Annotated in this window: 15 protein-coding genes, 1 pseudogene and 1 riboswitch; of the genes and pseudogenes, 12 read left to right on the top strand and 4 right to left on the bottom strand. The window is 71.9% G+C overall.

What is annotated here, in order from left to right; all coding sequences use genetic code 11:
- Nucleotides 1-94: 94 nt before the first annotated feature.
- A complete protein-coding gene (locus tag BLT82_RS23855) occupies nucleotides 95-2,488 on the bottom strand; it encodes a chitinase C-terminal domain-containing protein (protein ID WP_093658206.1) in 2,394 nt (797 codons plus the stop codon).
- 241 nt (nucleotides 2,489-2,729) lie between these two features.
- Nucleotides 2,730-2,860: riboswitch (FMN riboswitch) on the top strand.
- Nucleotides 2,861-3,021: 161 nt separating this feature from the next.
- Between BLT82_RS23855 and ribD the strand changes: the two genes are divergently transcribed.
- The 10 genes from ribD (at nucleotide 3,022) to BLT82_RS23805 (ending at nucleotide 11,581) form a co-directional block, all read left to right on the top strand.
- Nucleotides 3,022-4,098, top strand: coding sequence for a bifunctional diaminohydroxyphosphoribosylaminopyrimidine deaminase/5-amino-6-(5-phosphoribosylamino)uracil reductase RibD (ribD, locus tag BLT82_RS23850; protein ID WP_093658204.1), 1,077 nt, complete (start codon nucleotides 3,022-3,024; stop codon nucleotides 4,096-4,098).
- Nucleotides 4,099-4,101: 3 nt separating this feature from the next.
- Nucleotides 4,102-4,719, top strand: coding sequence for a riboflavin synthase (locus BLT82_RS23845; protein WP_093658202.1), 618 nt, complete (start codon nucleotides 4,102-4,104; stop codon nucleotides 4,717-4,719).
- 65 nt (nucleotides 4,720-4,784) lie between these two features.
- Nucleotides 4,785-5,360: a nicotinamide mononucleotide transporter family protein gene (locus BLT82_RS23840; RefSeq protein ID WP_404205113.1), complete on the top strand. Its 576-nt coding sequence runs from the start codon at nucleotides 4,785-4,787 to the stop codon at nucleotides 5,358-5,360.
- Entirely contained in the window at nucleotides 5,357-6,697 is a 1,341-nt protein-coding gene (locus BLT82_RS23835; protein ID WP_093658198.1) for a bifunctional 3,4-dihydroxy-2-butanone-4-phosphate synthase/GTP cyclohydrolase II, read from the top strand. The genes BLT82_RS23840 and BLT82_RS23835 overlap by 4 nt, the downstream gene beginning before the upstream one ends.
- Nucleotides 6,698-6,717: 20 nt before the next feature.
- The gene (gene ribH / locus BLT82_RS23830; RefSeq protein WP_017949544.1) at nucleotides 6,718-7,203 is read left to right on the top strand and encodes a 6,7-dimethyl-8-ribityllumazine synthase; all 486 of its coding nucleotides are present in this window, start codon (nucleotides 6,718-6,720) and stop codon (nucleotides 7,201-7,203) included.
- A gap of 33 nt (nucleotides 7,204-7,236) precedes the next feature.
- Complete coding sequence (locus BLT82_RS23825) at nucleotides 7,237-7,509, top strand: phosphoribosyl-ATP diphosphatase (RefSeq protein ID WP_093658196.1); 273 nt, start codon at nucleotides 7,237-7,239, stop codon at nucleotides 7,507-7,509.
- A 67-nt stretch (nucleotides 7,510-7,576) separates the two neighbouring features.
- Nucleotides 7,577-8,425 carry an ATP phosphoribosyltransferase gene (gene hisG / locus BLT82_RS23820; RefSeq protein ID WP_093658194.1) on the top strand — a complete coding sequence of 283 codons (849 nt, stop codon included), beginning with the start codon at nucleotides 7,577-7,579 and terminating at the stop codon, nucleotides 8,423-8,425.
- A gap of 26 nt (nucleotides 8,426-8,451) precedes the next feature.
- Complete coding sequence (locus BLT82_RS23815; protein WP_093658396.1) at nucleotides 8,452-8,904, top strand: PH domain-containing protein; 453 nt, start codon at nucleotides 8,452-8,454, stop codon at nucleotides 8,902-8,904.
- Nucleotides 8,905-9,089: 185 nt separating this feature from the next.
- Nucleotides 9,090-10,430: a hemolysin family protein gene (locus BLT82_RS23810; RefSeq protein ID WP_093658192.1), complete on the top strand. Its 1,341-nt coding sequence runs from the start codon at nucleotides 9,090-9,092 to the stop codon at nucleotides 10,428-10,430.
- Nucleotides 10,427-11,581 carry a hemolysin family protein gene (locus BLT82_RS23805; protein WP_093658189.1) on the top strand — a complete coding sequence of 385 codons (1,155 nt, stop codon included), beginning with the start codon at nucleotides 10,427-10,429 and terminating at the stop codon, nucleotides 11,579-11,581. Before BLT82_RS23810 ends, BLT82_RS23805 begins: the two co-directional genes overlap by 4 nt.
- Nucleotides 11,582-11,669: 88 nt before the next feature.
- Here the strand turns inward: BLT82_RS23805 and BLT82_RS23800 are convergent, their stop codons facing one another.
- On the bottom strand, nucleotides 11,670-13,583 hold the full coding sequence (locus tag BLT82_RS23800) for an AAA family ATPase (RefSeq protein ID WP_093658187.1): 1,914 nt from the start codon (nucleotides 13,581-13,583) through the stop codon (nucleotides 11,670-11,672).
- Nucleotides 13,584-13,953: 370 nt separating this feature from the next.
- Entirely contained in the window at nucleotides 13,954-14,580 is a 627-nt protein-coding gene (locus BLT82_RS23795) for a uridine kinase family protein (RefSeq protein ID WP_093658185.1), read from the bottom strand.
- 173 nt (nucleotides 14,581-14,753) lie between these two features.
- Between BLT82_RS23795 and BLT82_RS23790 the strand changes: the two genes are divergently transcribed.
- A complete protein-coding gene (locus tag BLT82_RS23790; protein ID WP_093658183.1) occupies nucleotides 14,754-16,112 on the top strand; it encodes a peptidase C39 family protein in 1,359 nt (452 codons plus the stop codon).
- Between the two features lie 156 nt (nucleotides 16,113-16,268).
- Nucleotides 16,269-16,415, top strand: a complete 147-nt coding sequence (locus BLT82_RS36465) for an SCO1431 family membrane protein (protein ID WP_107490269.1) — start codon at nucleotides 16,269-16,271, stop codon at nucleotides 16,413-16,415.
- A gap of 66 nt (nucleotides 16,416-16,481) precedes the next feature.
- Here BLT82_RS36465 and BLT82_RS23785 read toward each other — a convergent pair.
- Nucleotides 16,482-17,309, bottom strand: a pseudogene (locus tag BLT82_RS23785) (glycosyl hydrolase family 18 protein).
- Between the last annotated feature and the right edge of the window lie 199 nt (nucleotides 17,310-17,508).

Here is a 17,508-nt window from a genome sequence, read left to right as displayed (position 1 = left end):
GGACCCGGCGGCGGCAAGGGCCGGGAACCGCCGCCGGGCGTTTCTCACTCGGGGTGCGTGCGGCAGGCCCCGGGGTCCTGCCGCGCCCCGCTCGTCAGCAGGCCCCGAGGTCCTGCCACACCCCCCACTCGCCGGTGGTGCCGGGCTCCTCGCCCTTCGTCCACCACTTCGCCTTCCAGGTGCGGGAGTTGTGGGACACGCTCGTACCGCCGCCGTACTCGGCCGTCGCGCTCCACGCGGGCGCCGTGCACTGCCCGCCGCCCCCGCCGGTCGTCCCCCCGTCGGTCGCTCCCCCGTCGGTCGCTCCCCCGCCGGTCGTTCCCCCGGTCGTCCCGCCTGTGCCGGACCCTCCGCCGGACGACCCCGCGCCGGGATCGACGACGGTCGTGCCCCGTGCCAGATCGCCGGCCAGCGCATAGGTCCTGCCGCCGAAGGTCACCGTCCAGTTCGACGGAGTGGACACCGGCAGGTAGTAGACGAAGTCGAGTTCCACGGACGCGCCCGGCGCGAGAGTCTGCCAGCCCGGCAGTTTGAGGGACACGCGGTGGTGATCGCCCTTCAGTCCGCCCACGTTGCCGCCCGTGTGGTCGCTCCGCACGACGGTCGTGCCGAAGCCGGACTGGTCCTTGGCGTTGCCCGGGGCCGAAGTGCCGTAGTCGAACTGGAACTCCGTACCGCCCGGCAGCGTCGCCGTCGTGCCGTTGGTGATCTTGAGCTTGGGGCTGATCGGGTAGTTGGAGTCGCCGAGCGGGAACTGCCCGAACTCGGCCTTCACGTCGACCGCTTCGGCCGGCATCGGGGTGGTCGCCCGCCGGGCGCCGTACGGGGCCGCCGTCCGGAACTTCTCGTACATGGCCGTGGTGAGCGTGTCGCCCGTCTCGTACTGGCCCTTCGAGGCGTTCCAGTCGTAGTCGCCGGCCAGTTCCCAGACCATCGTCCCGCCGATGCCCCGGTCCACCACGTAGTCGGCCTTGGTGCTCACCGACTGCTCGTCCTCCGTGGAAAGGAAGACCTTCTTCTCCGCGTTCCACAGCCAGGGCGCGACGAGCGTCGCGTCGTACTTGCGGACGTACGTGCCGGTCAGCGTCGTGCCGGCCGGGAAGCCGTACCGGGTGACGTAGTCGCCGACGACGCCCCGCTCCAGGTTCTTCGCGTGCCACATCGGGTTGGAGCCGGCCGGGGACTCCCTGCCCGCCGTGTCCTTGTCGTGCCAGAGGTTGTCGATCCCGACCGCGCCGTCACCGCACCTGGTCAGTCCCGTGCCGGCGGGGCAGTTCGTCGAGGGGGCCCTGCCCCACAGCCCGTCCGTCCCGCCCTGGACGTTCTTGAAGCCGCGGGTGTAATAGGGAAGGCCGATGTTGATCCGGCCGGCGGGCATCGATCCGCGGAAGTAGTGATAGGCCCAGTCGGTGTTCAGATATCCGATTCCGCCGTACTGGGAGGTCGAATAGACCCCGGCCGCCGCGAGTTCGCCGTCCTTGCCGTCGTCGAAGAGCGAGGCATTCGGCCCGACGTACTCGTTCCAGGCGCCGTGCAGGTCGTAGGACATGATGTTGACGTAGTCCAGGTATTTCTGGACCTGGAACGTCTCCATTCCCCTGAGCAGATAGCCGGAGGACGGCGCCGCCACCGTGAGCAGGTAGTGCTTCCCGTCCGCGGCGCCCGCGCGGTCCAGTTTCTCGCGCAGGGTCTTCATCAGCGCGGCGTAGCCCTTGACGAGCCCGGCGCGGCGCGGGTTGGAGACGGCGTGGTCCAGCGGGTTTCCGGCGTCCTTCATCGAGGTCGGGTACTCGTAGTCGATGTCGACGCCGTTGAACCCGTACTTCTTGACGAAGGCGACCGCCGAGTCGGCGAACGTGTCGATCCCGGCCTGGTTCACCGATCCGTCGGCGTTCGTCGCCATGGAGTAGAAACCGCCGGAGTCCACCCGGCTGCCGTCGGCGCCGAAATGGCCTCCGGTCTCGGCCCAGCCGCCGACCGAGATCAGCGTCTTGACGTCGGGGTGCTGCTTCTTGAACTTGCCGAGCAGGTTGAAGTGGCCCTTGTACGGGAACGCCGGGTCCATTTCGGCGCCCGAGACGTCCGGCCAGGTCATTCCGATCGCGGGATTGTCCGGCCCGTCCGCGCCGACCGAGAGTCTGTTGTCGACACCGATGTGCCCGAACGCGTAATTGATGTGGGTGATCTTGTCCCACGGGATGTCGGAGGCGAGATACGCGGGCTCGCCGTTCTTCCCGGTGCGCCAGCCGGTGAAGTAGCCGATCACGCGGCGCTGGTGGTCGGCGCCCATCTTCTCCCGGCCTTCGGCGTCGTAGGCGGTGCAGTACGGCACGGCGACGCCGGGAGTGCGGTGGAGCCCGTCGGGCCGGCAGGACTCGTGGTCGTCGGCGGCGTGGGAGACGCCGCCGGTGAGCGAGCCCAGCAGCAGTCCGGCGGCGGCTGCGCCGGCTGCGAGCAGCGTGGCTCTCGGGCGGGTGGGGGTGAGCACGGTGGGGTCCTCCTGGGGAGGGTGGGGATCACACAACTGGCGGTGGAATGAGTCGGGTTGGCCCCGGTGTGCGCACACCGGAGCGCCGTCTCCGCGGAGGTGACGCAGAGATTAAGAGGACTAGACCAGTGCGTCAATAGGTCTGGACCATTCCGTTCGGGTGGGTTCTTGTGAGCCACCCCACATCGGGTCACCCGTATGGCCCCCGCGCGCTCGTGGCACACTGGGCCTGTATCAGCAGCAGCGCACTCCGGGGTCGGTGCAATTCCGAACCGGCGGTTACAGTCCGCGACCCGTCCGCAGCCAGCGGCCGGTTGACCAGGTGAAATTCCTGGACCGACGGTTAAAGTCCGGATGGGAGGCAGTGCGCGGCGGGCGGCCCTCGAGGTCCGTCGGCCGTAGCGGCTGATCGCCTTCGAAGGACACCTCCGGGGCGATCGGAACCGTTGACGCCGGCGTTTCCCGAGGTGTTGCTCGCTCTCTGTCGACATCGACAGCCCCGGAGTCCGTGCCCGAAGAGGCAGGAGGACCCGGTGGCCACCGCAGCCGACACGCACGCCATGCGCCGAGCCGTCACGCTCGCCGCCCGCGGTCTCGGCTCCACCAGCCCCAACCCGGTCGTCGGGTGCGTCGTCACCGACGCGTCGGGACGCCGGGTCGGCGAGGGCTTCCACCAGCGCGCCGGCGGTCCGCACGCGGAGATCCACGCCCTCCGGGAGGCGGGCGAGCACGCCCGCGGCGGCACCGCGTACGTCACCCTCGAGCCCTGCAACCACACCGGTCGCACGGGCCCCTGCGCCCAGGCCCTGGTCGAGGCCGGGATCACCCGCGTCGTGTACGCGGTCGCCGACCCGAACCCGCAGGCCACCGGAGGCGCCGACACCCTGCGCGCGGCCGGCGTCCGGGTCGAGCAGGGCCTCCTCGAGGAGGAGGCGGAGGCGGGCAACACCGCATGGCTCACCTCCGTGCGCCTGCGCCGCCCGTACGTCGTGTGGAAGTACGCCGCCACCCTCGACGGCCGGATCGCCGCCGCCGACGGGACCAGTCGCTGGATCAGCTCCGCCGAGTCCCGGGCCGACGTCCACCGGCTGCGCGCCGAGGCCGACGCCGTGATCGTCGGCTCCGGCACGGCCCGCGCGGACGACCCCCATCTCGCGGTCCGCGACATCGACGGCGTCACCCAGCCCCTGCGGGTCGTGCTCGACACCGACGCCCGGGCCGTCAGGCCGGGCGCCCGGGTCCTGGACGACGCCGCGCCGACCCTCGTCGCCGTCGCCGAGGACGCCGAGACCGCCCTCCCCGACGTACTGCGGCTGCCCCGGGACGGCCGCGGTCTGTCCGTCCCCGCTCTCCTCGAAGCGTTGTACGAGCGCGGCGTCCGCTCGGCGCTCCTCGAAGGCGGTCCGACCCTCGCCGGATCCTTCGTCGCCGCGGGTGCCGTCGACCGAGTCGTCGGCTACCTCGCCCCCGTACTTCTCGGCGAGGGTCCCGCGGCCCTCGCCGGCGCCGGAATCACCACCATCACCGAAGCGTTGCGGCTCGACGTGGCCGAGACCGTGAGCCTCGGCCCCGATCTGCGCATCACCGCGACCATCCCCAAGGGAGCCTGACCAGTGTTCACCGGAATCGTCGAAGAACTGGGCGAGGTCACCGCCGTGGAGGACCTCGGCGACGCCTCCCGCTTCCGACTGCGCGGCCCCGTCGTCACCGAGGGGGCCAAGCACGGCGACTCCATCGCCGTCAACGGGGTCTGTCTCACCGTCGTGGACACCGTCGACGGCGAGTTCACCGCCGATGTGATGGCCGAGACGCTGAAGCGCTCCAGCCTCGGCGCGCTCGGCGTCGGATCCAGGGTCAACCTGGAGCGGCCCATGGTCGCCGACGGACGCTTCGGCGGGCACATCGTCCAGGGCCACGTCGACGGCACGGGCGCGATCGTCGAGCGCACGCCCTCCGAGCACTGGGAGATCGTCAAGGTCTCGCTTCCGGCCGAGCTCTCCCGCTACGTCGTGGAGAAGGGCTCCATCACGGTCGACGGCGTCAGCCTCACCGTCGTCGACGCCGGCCGCGACCACTTCACCGTCAGCCTGATCCCCACCACCCTCGGGTTGACCACGCTCGGCACCAAGCAGGCCGGCGACCCGGTCAACCTCGAGGTGGACATCATCGCCAAGTACGTCGAGCGGATGCTCGGCGACCGCTCCGAGGGCGCGGAGGGGACCGCCGAGTGAGCGTCGTCGACTGGCTGAACTCCGAGGCGTTCACCGCCTTCGGTCAGCACATCAAGTGGTCCGACATGATCGGCAACGTGATCGGGCTGGTCGCCCTCGCGCTGGGCTGGCGCCGATCCATATGGACCTGGCCCGCCCAGTTCCTGTCCGGCCTCATCCTCTTCGCCGCGTTCGCCCCCCATCTGACGGGCAGCGCGGGCAAGCAGGTGGTCGTCATGGCCGTGGCCGGCTGGGGCTGGTGGCAGTGGACCCGGGGCCGGGGACAGGCCCAGGACGGCTCCATCGCCATCCGCTTCGCCACCTGGCCGGAGCGTCTCCTCATGCTCGGCGTCGCCGCCCTCGGCACGGTCGCCGTGGCCCTGCTCTTCACGGCCTACCCCACGCTGTCGTGGGACCCCTGGCCGGACGCGTACATCTTCGTCGGCACGCTCGTCGCCATGTACGCCCAGGCCCGCGGCATGGTCGAGTTCTGGTTCGCCTGGCTCCTCGTCGACCTCGTCGGCGTGCCGCTGAACTTCGCCAACGGCTACGCCTTCTCCGGTTTCGTCTACGTCATCTACGGCGCGCTCGTCCTGTGGGGCATGCGCGACTGGTGGCTCCGGTCCCGTACGACCCCTGCTCTGGAAGGAGCGGCAGCATGAGCGCCCGCCCGTCTACCACCACCGCCCTGCCGGACGCGGCGGGTCCCGCCGCTCCGTCGCCCTGGTTCGCCGCCGACGGCGCCGAGGAGGACCTCCGCCTCGACCCCGTCGAGCAGGCCGTCCGCGACATCGCCGCCGGCCGGCCCGTCGTGGTCGTCGACGACGAGGACCGCGAGAACGAGGGGGACCTCGTCATCGCCGCCGAGAAGGCCACGCCCGAGATCGTCGCCTTCATGATGAGCGAGTGCCGCGGACTGATCTGCGCCCCCATGGAGAGCGAGGAGCTGGAGCGGCTCGAGCTGCCCCAGATGGTGGCCAACAACACCGAGTCGATGAGCACGGCCTTCACCGTCTCCGTCGACGCCGCCCCCGTGCACGGCGTGACCACCGGCATCTCGGCCGTCGACCGGGCCACCACCCTCAGGCTGCTGGCGGGCGGCACGGCGGAGGCGGCCGACTTCGTCCGCCCCGGCCATGTCTTCCCGCTGCGCGCCCGGCCCGGCGGTGTCCTCGTACGCCCCGGCCACACCGAGGCCGCCGTGGACCTCGCCCGGCTCGCCGGACTCCGACCCGCCGGGGCGATCGTCGAGATCGCCGGCGAGGACGGGGTGATGCTGCGGCTGCCCGAGCTGGTCCCGTTCGCCCGCAAGCACGGGCTCACGATCATCTCCATCGAGGACCTGATCGCCTACCGCCGCAGCGCGGAGCCGACCGTGCGCCGCGAGGCCGAGGTCGACCTGCCCACCGCGCAGGGCGCGTTCACGGCCTACGGCTACCGCTCGACCGTGGACGGCGTCGAGCACATCGCGCTCGTCCACGGCGACATCGGCGACGGCGAGGACGTCCTCGTCCGCGTCCACTCCGAGTGCCTGACCGGCGACATCTTCCACTCGCTGCGCTGCGACTGCGGCCCCCAGCTGCGGGAGTCCATGGAGCGCGTCACCGAGGAGGGCCGGGGCGTCGTCGTCTACCTGCGCGGCCACGAGGGCCGGGGCATCGGGCTGGTGTCCAAACTCCGCGCGTACGAACTGCAGGAACGCGGCCGCGACACGCTGGACGCCAATCTCGAACTCGGGCTGCCCGCGGACGCCCGGGACTACGCCGCCGGCGCGCAGATCCTGGACGACCTCGGTGTGCGCAGCCTCCGGCTGATGACCAACAACCCCGACAAGACCACCGCCCTGGTGCGGCACGGACTGAAGGTGCTCGACCGCGTGGCCATGCCCGTGCAGGCGGGCGAGCACAACCTGCGGTACCTGCGCACCAAGCGCGACCGCATGGGACACGATCTGCCCTGGCTCGACTCCGTGACGGCGTCGACCTGCGGCAACCAGTAAGAACAGGAACGAGGAGACACGTGAGCGGCAAGGGCGCACCCGAACTGTCCGTACGCAACTGCGGAGACCTCCGCGTGGCCGTCATCGCGGCCCAGTGGCACGAGAAGATCATGGACGGACTCGTCGACGGCGCCCTGCGCGCCCTGCACGAGCTGGGCATCGACGAGCCGACCCTGCTGCGGGTCCCGGGCAGCTTCGAGCTCCCGGTCGTGGCCAAGGTGCTGGCCGGCCGCGGCTACGACGCCGTCGTGGCGCTCGGCGTCGTCATCCGCGGCGGCACGCCGCACTTCGACTACGTGTGCCAGGGAGTCACCCAGGGCCTGACCCAGGTGTCCGTCGACACCGGCGTCCCCGTCGGCTTCGGCGTCCTCACCTGCGACACCGAGGAGCAGGCGCTCGACCGGGCCGGTCTGGAGGGCTCCAGCGAGGACAAGGGGCACGAGGCGGTCACCGCCGCAGTGGCCACCGCGGCGACGCTGCGTTCAGTATCCGAACCCTGGCGCTGAGGAGTGCCCACTTCCGCGTAGGGTGGGACCACCATGTCCAAGAAGACGTTCGAGGAGCTCTTCGCCGAGCTCCAGCACAAGGCCGCCAACGGTGACCCCGCGACCTCCCGCACCGCCGAGCTGGTGGACAAGGGTGTCCATGCCATCGGCAAGAAGGTCGTCGAGGAGGCGGCCGAAGTGTGGATGGCCGCCGAGTACGAGGGCAAGGAAGCCGCCGCCGAGGAGATCTCCCAGCTGCTGTACCACGTCCAGGTGATGATGGTCGCGCGCGGGATCAGCCTCGACGACGTCTACGCCCATCTCTGAGCACACTCGTCCCGTACGTCCGAACAGTCCCACGCAAGCACCCACGCACCCGAAGGAAGCCCGTCTCATGCTGCGCATCGCCGTCCCCAACAAGGGTTCACTCTCCGGACCTGCGGGGGAGATGCTCCATGAGGCGGGCTACCTCCAGCGCAAGGACTCAAAGGAACTCGTGCTCGTCGACCCCGAGAACGAGGTCGAGTTCTTCTACCTGCGCCCCCGCGACATCGCGATCTACGTCAGCTCGGGCCGTCTCGACATCGGCATCACCGGGCGGGACCTGCTCCTCGACTCCGGCGCCAACGCCGAGGAGATCCTCCAGCTCGGCTTCGCCCGTTCCACCTTCCGCTACGCCACCAAGCCCGGAACGGCCTCCGGCGTCGAGGAGTTCGGCGGGCTGACGATCGCCACCTCGTACGAGGGCATCGTCGCCAAGCACCTCGCGGACAACGGCATCGACGCCTCGGTCGTCCACCTCGACGGGGCCGTCGAGACCGCGATCGAACTGGGCGTCGCCCAGGTCATCGCCGACGTCGTGGAGACCGGCACGAGCCTGCGCAACGCCGGCCTCGGAGTGATCGGCGAGCCGATCCTGACCTCCGAGGCGGTCGTGATCCGCCGTACGGGCGCCGGGACCGACGACCCGAAGGTGCAGCAGTTCCTCCGCCGCCTCCAAGGCGTCCTGGTCGCCCGCTCCTACGTGATGATGGACTACGACTGCCGGGTCGAGCACCTGGAGAAGGCCGTGGCCCTCACCCCGGGCCTGGAGTCCCCGACCGTCTCCCCGCTCCACCACGAGGGCTGGGTCGCCGTGCGCGCCATGGTCCCGGCCAAGGAGGCACAGCGGATCATGGACGACCTCTACGACCTGGGCGCCCGCGCGATCCTGACCACGGCGATCCACGCCTGCCGACTCTGAGGAACCGGACGGCACGGAGCATGTACATGGACCAACAGGAGCTGCCGACGCTCCCGGTGACCTTCAGGCCCACCCGCACGCGGGCGGTCCTGCTGTCCGTCGGGACCGTGATGTTCGCGGTGATCACCGCGGTCGCCGTCGCGCTGGAGAAGCTCAGCCCGGGGGAGCGGGTCAGTTTCGTCCTGACCGCGGTGCTGTTCTTCGGGGTGCTGGCGCTGCTCAGCCGTCCCAAGGTCGTCGCCGACGCCCGGGGCGTCACCGTGGTCAACCTGACCCGGACCCGCAGGCTCGACTGGGCGGAGATCGTCCGTGTCAACCTCCGTCCGGGTGACCCCTGGGTGTTCCTCGATCTGAGTGACGGCACCAGCCTCCCGGTCCTCGGGATCCAGCCCGGAATCGCCCGTCACCACGCCATCCGCGACGCCCGCGCCCTGCGTCTGCTCGCCGAATCGCGGGGCACCGGCACGGACGACCGCTGAGCCCCTGCCCGTCGGGGCGGACTCGTGATTACTCTTGACCCGGAGGCGCCGAGTGCGCCTCCGCCTCACACCTGTGGGCCGGCCACGGCCCGTGAGGCACCCCTGCGACCCGAGGAGTGACTCCCTCCGGCAATGGACGGATCGTCCGGTAGTACCTGCGCCGCCCCCTCCCAGGAGGCGGCGGCATGATCATCCCGCTACTGCTGCTCTTCGCGGCATTCCTGCTCATCCTCGCCAACGGCTTCTTCGTCGCCGCCGAGTTCGGCCTCGTCACCGTGGAGCGCGCGGACGCCGAACGCGCCGCCGCCGAAGGCGACCGCCGTGCCGGGACCGTCGTCCGGGCCCTGCGCGAGCTGTCCTTCCAGCTTTCCGGCACCCAGCTCGGCATCACCATCACCTCACTCGTCGTCGGCATGCTGGCCGAGCCCGCGCTGGCCCGGCTGCTCGGCGGGCCGCTCACCGCCGCGGGCCTCCCCGCCGGGGCCGTTCCCGGCGTCGCCGTCGTGATCGGCATGCTGCTCGCCTCCGCCGTCCAGATGGTGCTCGGCGAACTCGTCCCGAAGAACTGGGCCGTGTCGCGGCCGCTGCAGGTCGCCCGGTTCGTGGCCGGTCCGCAGCACCGGTTCTCGGCGGTGTTCCGGCCGGTGATCGCGCTGCTCAACGCCGTCGCCAACCATCTCGTACGGGCGTTCGGTGTGGAGCCCACCGAGGAGCTGGCCTCCGCCCGTACCCCCGGTGAACTGGTCTCCCTGGCCCGTCACTCGGCCCGGGCCGGTGCCCTGGAGGAGGACACGGCGGACCTGTTCGTGAGGACCCTCTCGCTCGGCGGGCTGACCGCACAGCACGTGATGACGCCTCGGGTGAAGGTGAGCGCCCTGCAGTCCGACGCGACCGCCGCGGACGTCCTCAATCTGACCCGCGCCACCGGTCTGTCCCGCTTCCCGGTCTACCGGGATCGCATCGACGAGGTCGTCGGCATGGTCCACCTCAAGAACGCGCTGGCCGTGCCCGCCCACGAGCGGTTGCGCACCCCGGTCGGCCGGATCGCCGTGTCCCCGCTGCTGGTGCCCGAGACCCTGCCCGTGCGGCAGCTGCTCGGGCGGCTGCGCAGCGAGCAGCCGATCGCCGTCGTCGTCGACGAGTACGGCGGCACGGCCGGGGTCGTGACCCTTGAGGACATCGTCGAGGAGATCGTCGGCGAGGTCCGCGACGAGCACGACGCCGAGGCCGACGGCGGGCCCGAGCTGGCCCCGGTCCCGCCGGAGGACGGCAGGCCGGCCTGGGAGGCCGACGGCAGCTGCCGCGTCCTCACTCTGCGGCGGATAGGCCTCGACGTGCCCGACGGCCCGTACGAGACCGTCGCCGGTCTCGTCGCCGACATCCTCGGCCGGATCCCGGCGCCCGGTGACCGCGCGGAGCTGCCCGGCTGGCGGCTCTCGGTCCGCCAGGTCGACCGGTACCGCGCCGAACGGGTGCGGCTGGTCCGCACGGCGGACGCCCAGGCCATGGCGGAGGCCGTCCGATGACCGTCCTCCAGCTGCTGTTCGCGCTGCTCCTGGTACTGGCCAACGGATTCTTCGTCGGCGCGGAGTTCGCGCTCGTGTCGGTGCGCCGCAGCCAGGTGGAGCCGCTCGCCGCCCGGGGCTCGTCCCGCGCCCGGCAGGTTCTGCACGGCCTGGAGAACCTGCCGCAGATGATGGCGGCCGCCCAGTTCGGCATCACCGTCTGCTCGCTGACGCTGGGCGCGGTGGCCGAGCCGACCGTGGCGCACCTGCTGGAGCCGGTGTTCCACGCCCTCCATGTGCCCGAGGCGCTGGTCCACCCCCTCGGCTACATGATCGCCCTCGCCGTCGTCGTCTTCCTGCATCTCGTCGTCGGCGAGATGCTGCCGAAGAACCTGGCGATGGCCGCCCCGGAGAAGACCGCGCTCTGGCTCAGCCCCGCGCTGGTCGGCTTCGCCCGGCTGTGCCGCCCGGTGACCGCGGCGCTCGGCGCCTGCTCCCGGCTGGTGCTGAAGCTGTTCCGGGTCGAGCCGAAGGACGAGGTCGAGGCGGTCTTCACCAGCGACCAGCTGGGCCAGCTGGTCGAGGACGCGGGCCAGGCGGGACTGCTCGACCCGGAGGAGCAGGAACGCCTCGGGGACGCCCTGGAGCTGGGCAGCCGCCCGGTGACGGACGTCCTGATCGCCCGGTCGTCCCTGGTCACTGTGGCGCCCTCGGTGACGCCGAGGCAGATCGAGGAGCTGACCGTCCGCACGGGCTACTCCCGGTTCCCCGTGCGCGGCGAGGGCAACGGGCGGTTCATGGGCTACCTCCACGTCAAGGACGTCCTGGAGCTGGAGGACGGCGAGCGGGCCGTGCCGCAGCACATCTGGCGCCCCATGGCCACACTGCGGTCGGAGTTGCCGCTCGACGACGCGCTGACCGTGATGCGCCGCGCTGCCACGCATCTCGCCCAGGTCGCCGACGCGTCCGGGCGGGTGCTGGGGCTCGTCGCCCTGGAGGACGTCCTCGAGATGCTGGTGGGCGAGGTGCGCGACCCGGCCCACCGTACGGTGCAGCCCGCCGCGTCCGCCGTGGGATCCCACCGGACGACGGTCCCGCGGGGCGGTCTGCGGACGGATCCGCCGCACCAGCAGGACGTGCGCTCCCACCAGCCGAGCCCGAGCGGAGTGTGAGGCCCTGCCCCGCCCTCCGGGGCGGGGCACGGCACCCCGGCGGCGCCCTTCCGGGCCGGCGCCGCAGCGCCCGACCGGCCCGGTGGGCTCACGGCCCGGTGGGGTCCTGGGGGCCGCGGTCCCGCGGACCGCGGCCCGAGAGCACCTCTCCGTACGCCTGCATCAGATCGGGCAGCCGCAGCGTCGCCAGGTCCTCGCGCGTCGGGGTGCCCGCGTACCCCGAGAGGCGCAGGTCCCGGTAGGCGCAGCTCTTCTCGTACAGCGTGCGCAGGAAGCGGCCGTTGCCCAGCTCGTCGATCCAGCTCTGGTCCACCACATGGCCGCTGATCGACCGCAGCTCGTCCAGCGCCTCCTCGTCCCACAGATCGCCGTTGGCCGCGGCGAGGACCTCGCCGATGGCGGTCAGCTCCAGCGGCCGGTACGACGGGAAGTCGACGCGGGTGGTGAACCGGGAGGAGAGCCCCGGGTTGGTGGCGAGCAGCCGGTCCATGCCCTCCGGATAGCCGGCGAGGATGACCACCAGATGGTCCCGGTTGTCCTCGGCCCGCTTCAGCAGCACCTGCAGCGCCTCGTCGCCGTAGGCGTCGCCCTTGCTGTAGCCGGTGTTGGAGAGCGCGTACGCCTCGTCCACGAACAGCACGCCGCCGAGCGCCGAGTCGATCAGCTCATTGGCCTTCACGGCGGTCTGGCCGAGGAACTCCCCGACCAGGTCGGAACGCTGCGCCTCCACGAGATGGTCGCCGCCCAGCAGCCCGAGCGCGTAGAAGACCCGGCCGAGGATGCGGGCCACGGTCGTCTTCCCGGTGCCCGAGGGGCCGGAGAAGACGAAGTGCCGCTTCGGCGGCTGGACGGGAAGGCCCTGCCCGGCCCGCAGCCGGGCCATGTTCAGCTGCGCGGAGAGCGCCTTCACCTGCCGTTTCACCGGCTCCAGGCCCACCATCCGCTCCAGTTCCGCGAGCGCGTCGGCGAGCAGCACCGGATCGGTGGGCCCGGACGGGAACGGCGGCGCGGAGCGGGACGGGGCACCGGACTTCTCGCGCACCCCGTCCGGCGGGCCCGCGGCGGCCGGGGCCGGCGCCCCGACCGGGGGCTGGGGGTCGGCGCCGTAACGCGGCTCGGGCACGAAGGGCGGCTCGGCCTCGGCAGGCTGGGCGTCCGCCGCGTCCTGCCCCAGGCCCGCTCCGGCGCCGGCCAGCGACACGGTGGCAAGTCCCGCTGCCTCGTCCGTCCCGTCGATCCCGTCGTAGTCGGCGATCGCGGCGAGCCGTGCCGAGGTGTCCATGAAGGCGGGGTCCACCCGGTGGACGGCCCGGTACAGCGGCAGCGCGGCCGCGCTGCGGCCGGTGCCCTCGTGGGCCCGGGCCAGCCAGTAGCGGAGCTCCTTGCGCTGGGGCTGCTCGCTGCGGCAGCGCATCAGCGCGGCGGACAGCAGCGGCTCGGCCTGTCCGTACACCTCCAGCCGGACCCGCGCCATACCGGCGAAGAGTCCGGCCTCGATCCCGAGGAGCGGATCGTCGACGAGGGGCTCGGTGTGCCGCACCAGCTGGTCCCAGTCCTTGACCAGGTAGGCGCGGCAGGCGTGCAGGAACCGGACCTGGGGATCGGCGTCCACGGGTGGCAGTCCCGCGAGGGCCCGGTCCAGTTCGGGCACATGGCGCCCGTCCAGCCAGTGCGAGGCGTGTGCGAGCAGGAGGTCTCGCGGGCTCTCCAGCACGGGCTGCACCCACCAGCCGAGCCAGTACCAGGAGTTCAGCGTGCGGCGGTGCCGGGCCCGCTGCTCGCCGAAACGCTCCCGGTTCCGGTACATCCTCAGCAGCGCGGTGGTGGTGTCCACGCGCAGTGCGTGCAGTCCGAGCCAGCCGTCGGCCATCCCGGGGTCGAGCCGCACCGCGCTTCTGAACTCCTCCTCCGCCTGCGGGTAGGCGCCCATGGTGTAGGCGTCCACGCCGCGCACCCAGGCGAGGTCGGCCGGGGCCGGTGAGCCCTGCGTGCCGATGTCCATCGGGTCCCCCACATACCTGCCCCCGTGCTGTCCCACCGGGCGGATACCCGGCGGAGCGTGCCGAACCACCTTGTCGCGGGCGGGAATTGACCGCACCGGGGTGCATCGTACCTGCGCAGGGGGCGGCTGATTAAGGGCGCGCGAGCACGGCGCGAGCGGTGACCCTGGGTGAGCGTGCGGTGCCGGAAGGGTGCCGGGGGAATGTGCCGAAGGCAGAACGAAGCCCCCGATCACGGGGGAACAACCGGGGGCTTCGCGTCCGGGCGGCTCGGAAAAGCCGCACATTGAGAACGTAAGACCTGTAAGGGCCCTGGGTCAAGCGGAGTTGAGACGCCCGGTGGAGTGGATTTCCGACCGCTCGGTACGCCGGTCAGAGGTGGTCACGTTCCGTCACGAATCGGTTCGCTCCTGCTGTCGCGCCGGGCCCTGGCAGCCACTCGTACCCCTCGGGCAACTCGCGTACCAGCGTGTCGGCGAACGGGCGCGAGGGGTCGTCCGCGAAGTGACGGTTCTCCGCGACGGTCCAGCCGTCCCAGAAGCCGGAGAGCTCCGGCCCGTCGCGGCGCCGGCCGCGTATCCACGACTCCTGGGGGCCACGCTCCATCCACAGCAGGCGGGCCAGATGGGGCCGCAGCGCCCGGCGGCCCGCGCCCACGCCCTCGACGAGGACGACCGGTGCCGCGGGCAGGGCGCGTGGCGCCCCGAAGCGGCGGAGGTTCCAGTCGTACGGGTGATACAGCGCGCTCTCCCCGCGGGACCACGGACCGATCACCTGTTCAATCAATCGGCCGGTCCAGGCGAAGAGTTCGTCGTGCGTGGCGATGTCGTCGAGGCGGAGCACCGGTGCCCCGCCGAGGGCCTCGGCGAGCACGGCGGCGAAGGTGCTCTTGCCGGAGCCCGCGTGGCCGTCGACCGCGATCAGCCGGACCGGACCGCAGGACGGCGGCAGTGCGCGCAGTCCGGCGGCGGCGCGGGCGAGTGGCACGGAGGGGCTCATGGGGATCACCCTACGGGGGTACACGCGCCGGCCGGGGGCCCCTTCGCAGGTCATGCCAGTGGTCGAGACCAATATTGGTCGGTGCGACGCGGTGCGCGTCACTGGCAGAAGTCGCTCGCGAACCGCGATAGTTGGCCCACCGACGAGCCGCCCAGACCGCTTCCGGAGGTCCCATGACCACGCCTGCCTCGCGCAGAACCGTACTCACCGCGGCCCTTGCGGCCGCGGCCGGCGGAAGCGCCCTGTCCGCCGCCGGCCCCGCGGCCGCCACCGGCATCCCGGTGCCCGCCGCCCGGCCGCGCCCCCTCGTGGACAACCGCTTCTGGAACTCGTACACGGACTGGCGCAGCGGCGAGGGCGCGGGCACCCGCGCCTTCGCCGGCAGCCGCCCGGGGCTGGTGATCGGCACTCCGGCGGGCCGAACGGAGTACGCGGACCCCCACACCGGCCGCACCACGTCCTGGGAGTACGCGAGGTGGATCTCCCCCGTGCACCGCCCCCGGGTGGCCGCGACCGAGGTCATCGCGTCCTGGAACGCACGCACCCCGGCCGGGACCTGGCTGCAGACGGAGCTGTCCGGCACCTACAGCGACGGCAGCACGACTCCGTGGTTCGTGATGGGCCGCTGGGCTGCGGGCGACGGCGACATCCTGCGCACCTCCGTCGACGACCAGAGCGACGGCCGGAGCAGCATCTGGACCGACACCTTCTCCGTGGACGACCCTGCGAGCGGACTGCGGCTGGTCGCGTACCGGCTCCGCCTGACCCTCTACCGCCGGCCGGGGACGGCGCTCACCCCCACCGTGTGGCGCGTCGGGGCCATGGCCTCGGACGTCCCGGACCGCTTCACGGTGCCCGCGTCCACGCCCCGGGTCGCCCGTGAGCTGGCGGTGCCCCGCTACTCGCAGAACACCCACGTCGGCCAGTACCCCGAGTACGACAACGGTGGCGAGGCCTGGTGCAGCCCCACGTCCTCGCAGATGATCGTGGAGTACTGGGGCCGCCGGCCGACGCCGGAGGAGCTGGCCTGGGTCAATCCCGACTTCGCCGATCCCCAGGTCTGCCACGCGGCCCGCCACACGTACGACCACCAGTACCAGGGCTGCGGGAACTGGCCGTTCAACGCCGCCTACGCCGCCTCGTACCGCGAGATGAACGCCGTGGTCACCAGGCTGGAGTCGCTCGGCCAGCTGGAGTCGCTCGTCGCGGTGGGCATCCCGGCCATCACCTCCCAGTCCTTCCTGAAGGAGGAGCTGACCGGGGCCGGCTACGGCACCTCCGGCCATCTGATGACCGTGATCGGCTTCACCCCCGGGGGAGACGTGATCGCGAACGACCCGGCCTCGCCCAGCAACGAGGCCGTGCGCCGGGTGTACAAGCGGGCGGAGTGGGAGAACATCTGGCTGCGCACCAAGCGGTACAACGCGAGCGGGAAAGTGGCGTCCGGCACAGGCGGCGTCTGCTACCTCTTCTGGCCCGAGCGCCCGACGGCCGCCCAGCGCAAGGCCCTCGCCGCCCTCGGCGTCGACTGACGCGCCACCGCCGCGCCCGGGGGCCGTGACCGCTGTCACTGCCCCCGGACGGCGCGGCTGGCACTGTGGTCGGGGCAGGTCCAGCGGACCCCGTGTGGGCGTCGCGGGACCGGCCGGGGGGCGACCGGAACCACGAGAACGACCGAGCGAGCCGCCATGACCACGACCACCGCCAACGCCACCGTCACCCGGGCCCGTACCGGAGGCCCCAAGGACGACGGCCCGAAGATCGTCGAGCACGTCCTGGGCTGGGTTCTCGTGGTCGTGTTCGCGATGCTCGTCACCGGGGCCGGGCTCCTCTGACGGCCCGCACCCGCGCCTGAGGGGCGGGGTACCGGACCGGCCCCCGCCCCCACACGCTCTCGCGGCTCAGCCGATCGACCTGATCAGCTCCCCGTCCGCGGTGTCACCGCCGAGCTCCCGGAAGAAGGTGCCTCCGAGCCCCTGCTGGTTCTTGTACGCCGTCTTCCCGGCGATCGTGGCGGGAGTGTCGTAGCTCCACCACTGGTTGCCGCAGTGCGCGTACGCGGTGCCCGCGATCGTGCCGTTCGCCGGGCACTTGGTCTTCAGGACCTTGTAGTCGTCGATCCCCTGCTCGTAGGTGCCCGGGGCGGGCCCCGTGGCCGTGCCGCCCGGCCTGCTGCGTCACACCGGTCCAGCAGCGCCCGTGGAAGCCGATGCCGAGCAGCAGTTTCGACGGTGGGATGCCGAGGCCCTCGAGCTTCTGGATCGCGGCGTCGCTGTGGTAGCCCTGCTGCGGGATGCCGGGATGCCGGGATGCCGGGATGCCGGGATGCCGGGATGCCGGGATGCCGGGATGCCGGGGTACGAGGTGAGCGGGGAGTGCGGGGCGGTCGGGCCCTGGGCCGCCGACGGCGCACTTTCCGCCCGTGACGTCGCCGAAGGCGTAGTTGATGTGGGTGAGCCGGGTGGCGGAGCCGGAGGTCCGGATGTTCTTCACGTGGTAGTTGCGGTCGTAGACGCCCCAGTTGGTGAAGTAGCCGAGGACCTTGGAGCCGGCGGCGGGGCGGGCTCGGCGGCCCCTCCGGCGACGGCCGTCTCGGTGGTGGTCCGCTCACGGGGAGCGGTGGCGGTCGCGGTGCCGGCTCCGGCGAGCAGGCCCGCGCCGAGGACGGCCGTGCAGACCGTGGCGATCAGTGCCCGCGGGCGGGCACGTGGGGGACGTGGTCCGGGCATCGGTTCTCCTCGTGGGGGAGGCAGATCGAGTGGGGGACTGCGAGACATGACATGGACGCGTCATTCGCTGGCGGGGTACGTCAGGAGGACTGGACCAGTTGGTCAATGGTTCGGACCATCTTCGAGGAATGCGGGAAGCGGCCGCGGGCGTGATTTCCGCCCGTGACGGACGCCGTCCGATGGGGCATACTCAAGCCGC

The sequence above is a fragment of the Streptomyces wuyuanensis genome (genome assembly GCF_900103455.1).
Taxonomy (GTDB): Bacteria; Actinomycetota; Actinomycetes; order Streptomycetales; family Streptomycetaceae; genus Streptomyces; species Streptomyces wuyuanensis.
Note: the sequence above shows the minus strand (reverse complement) of the source record. Positions and strands in the feature narration are given on the sequence as shown.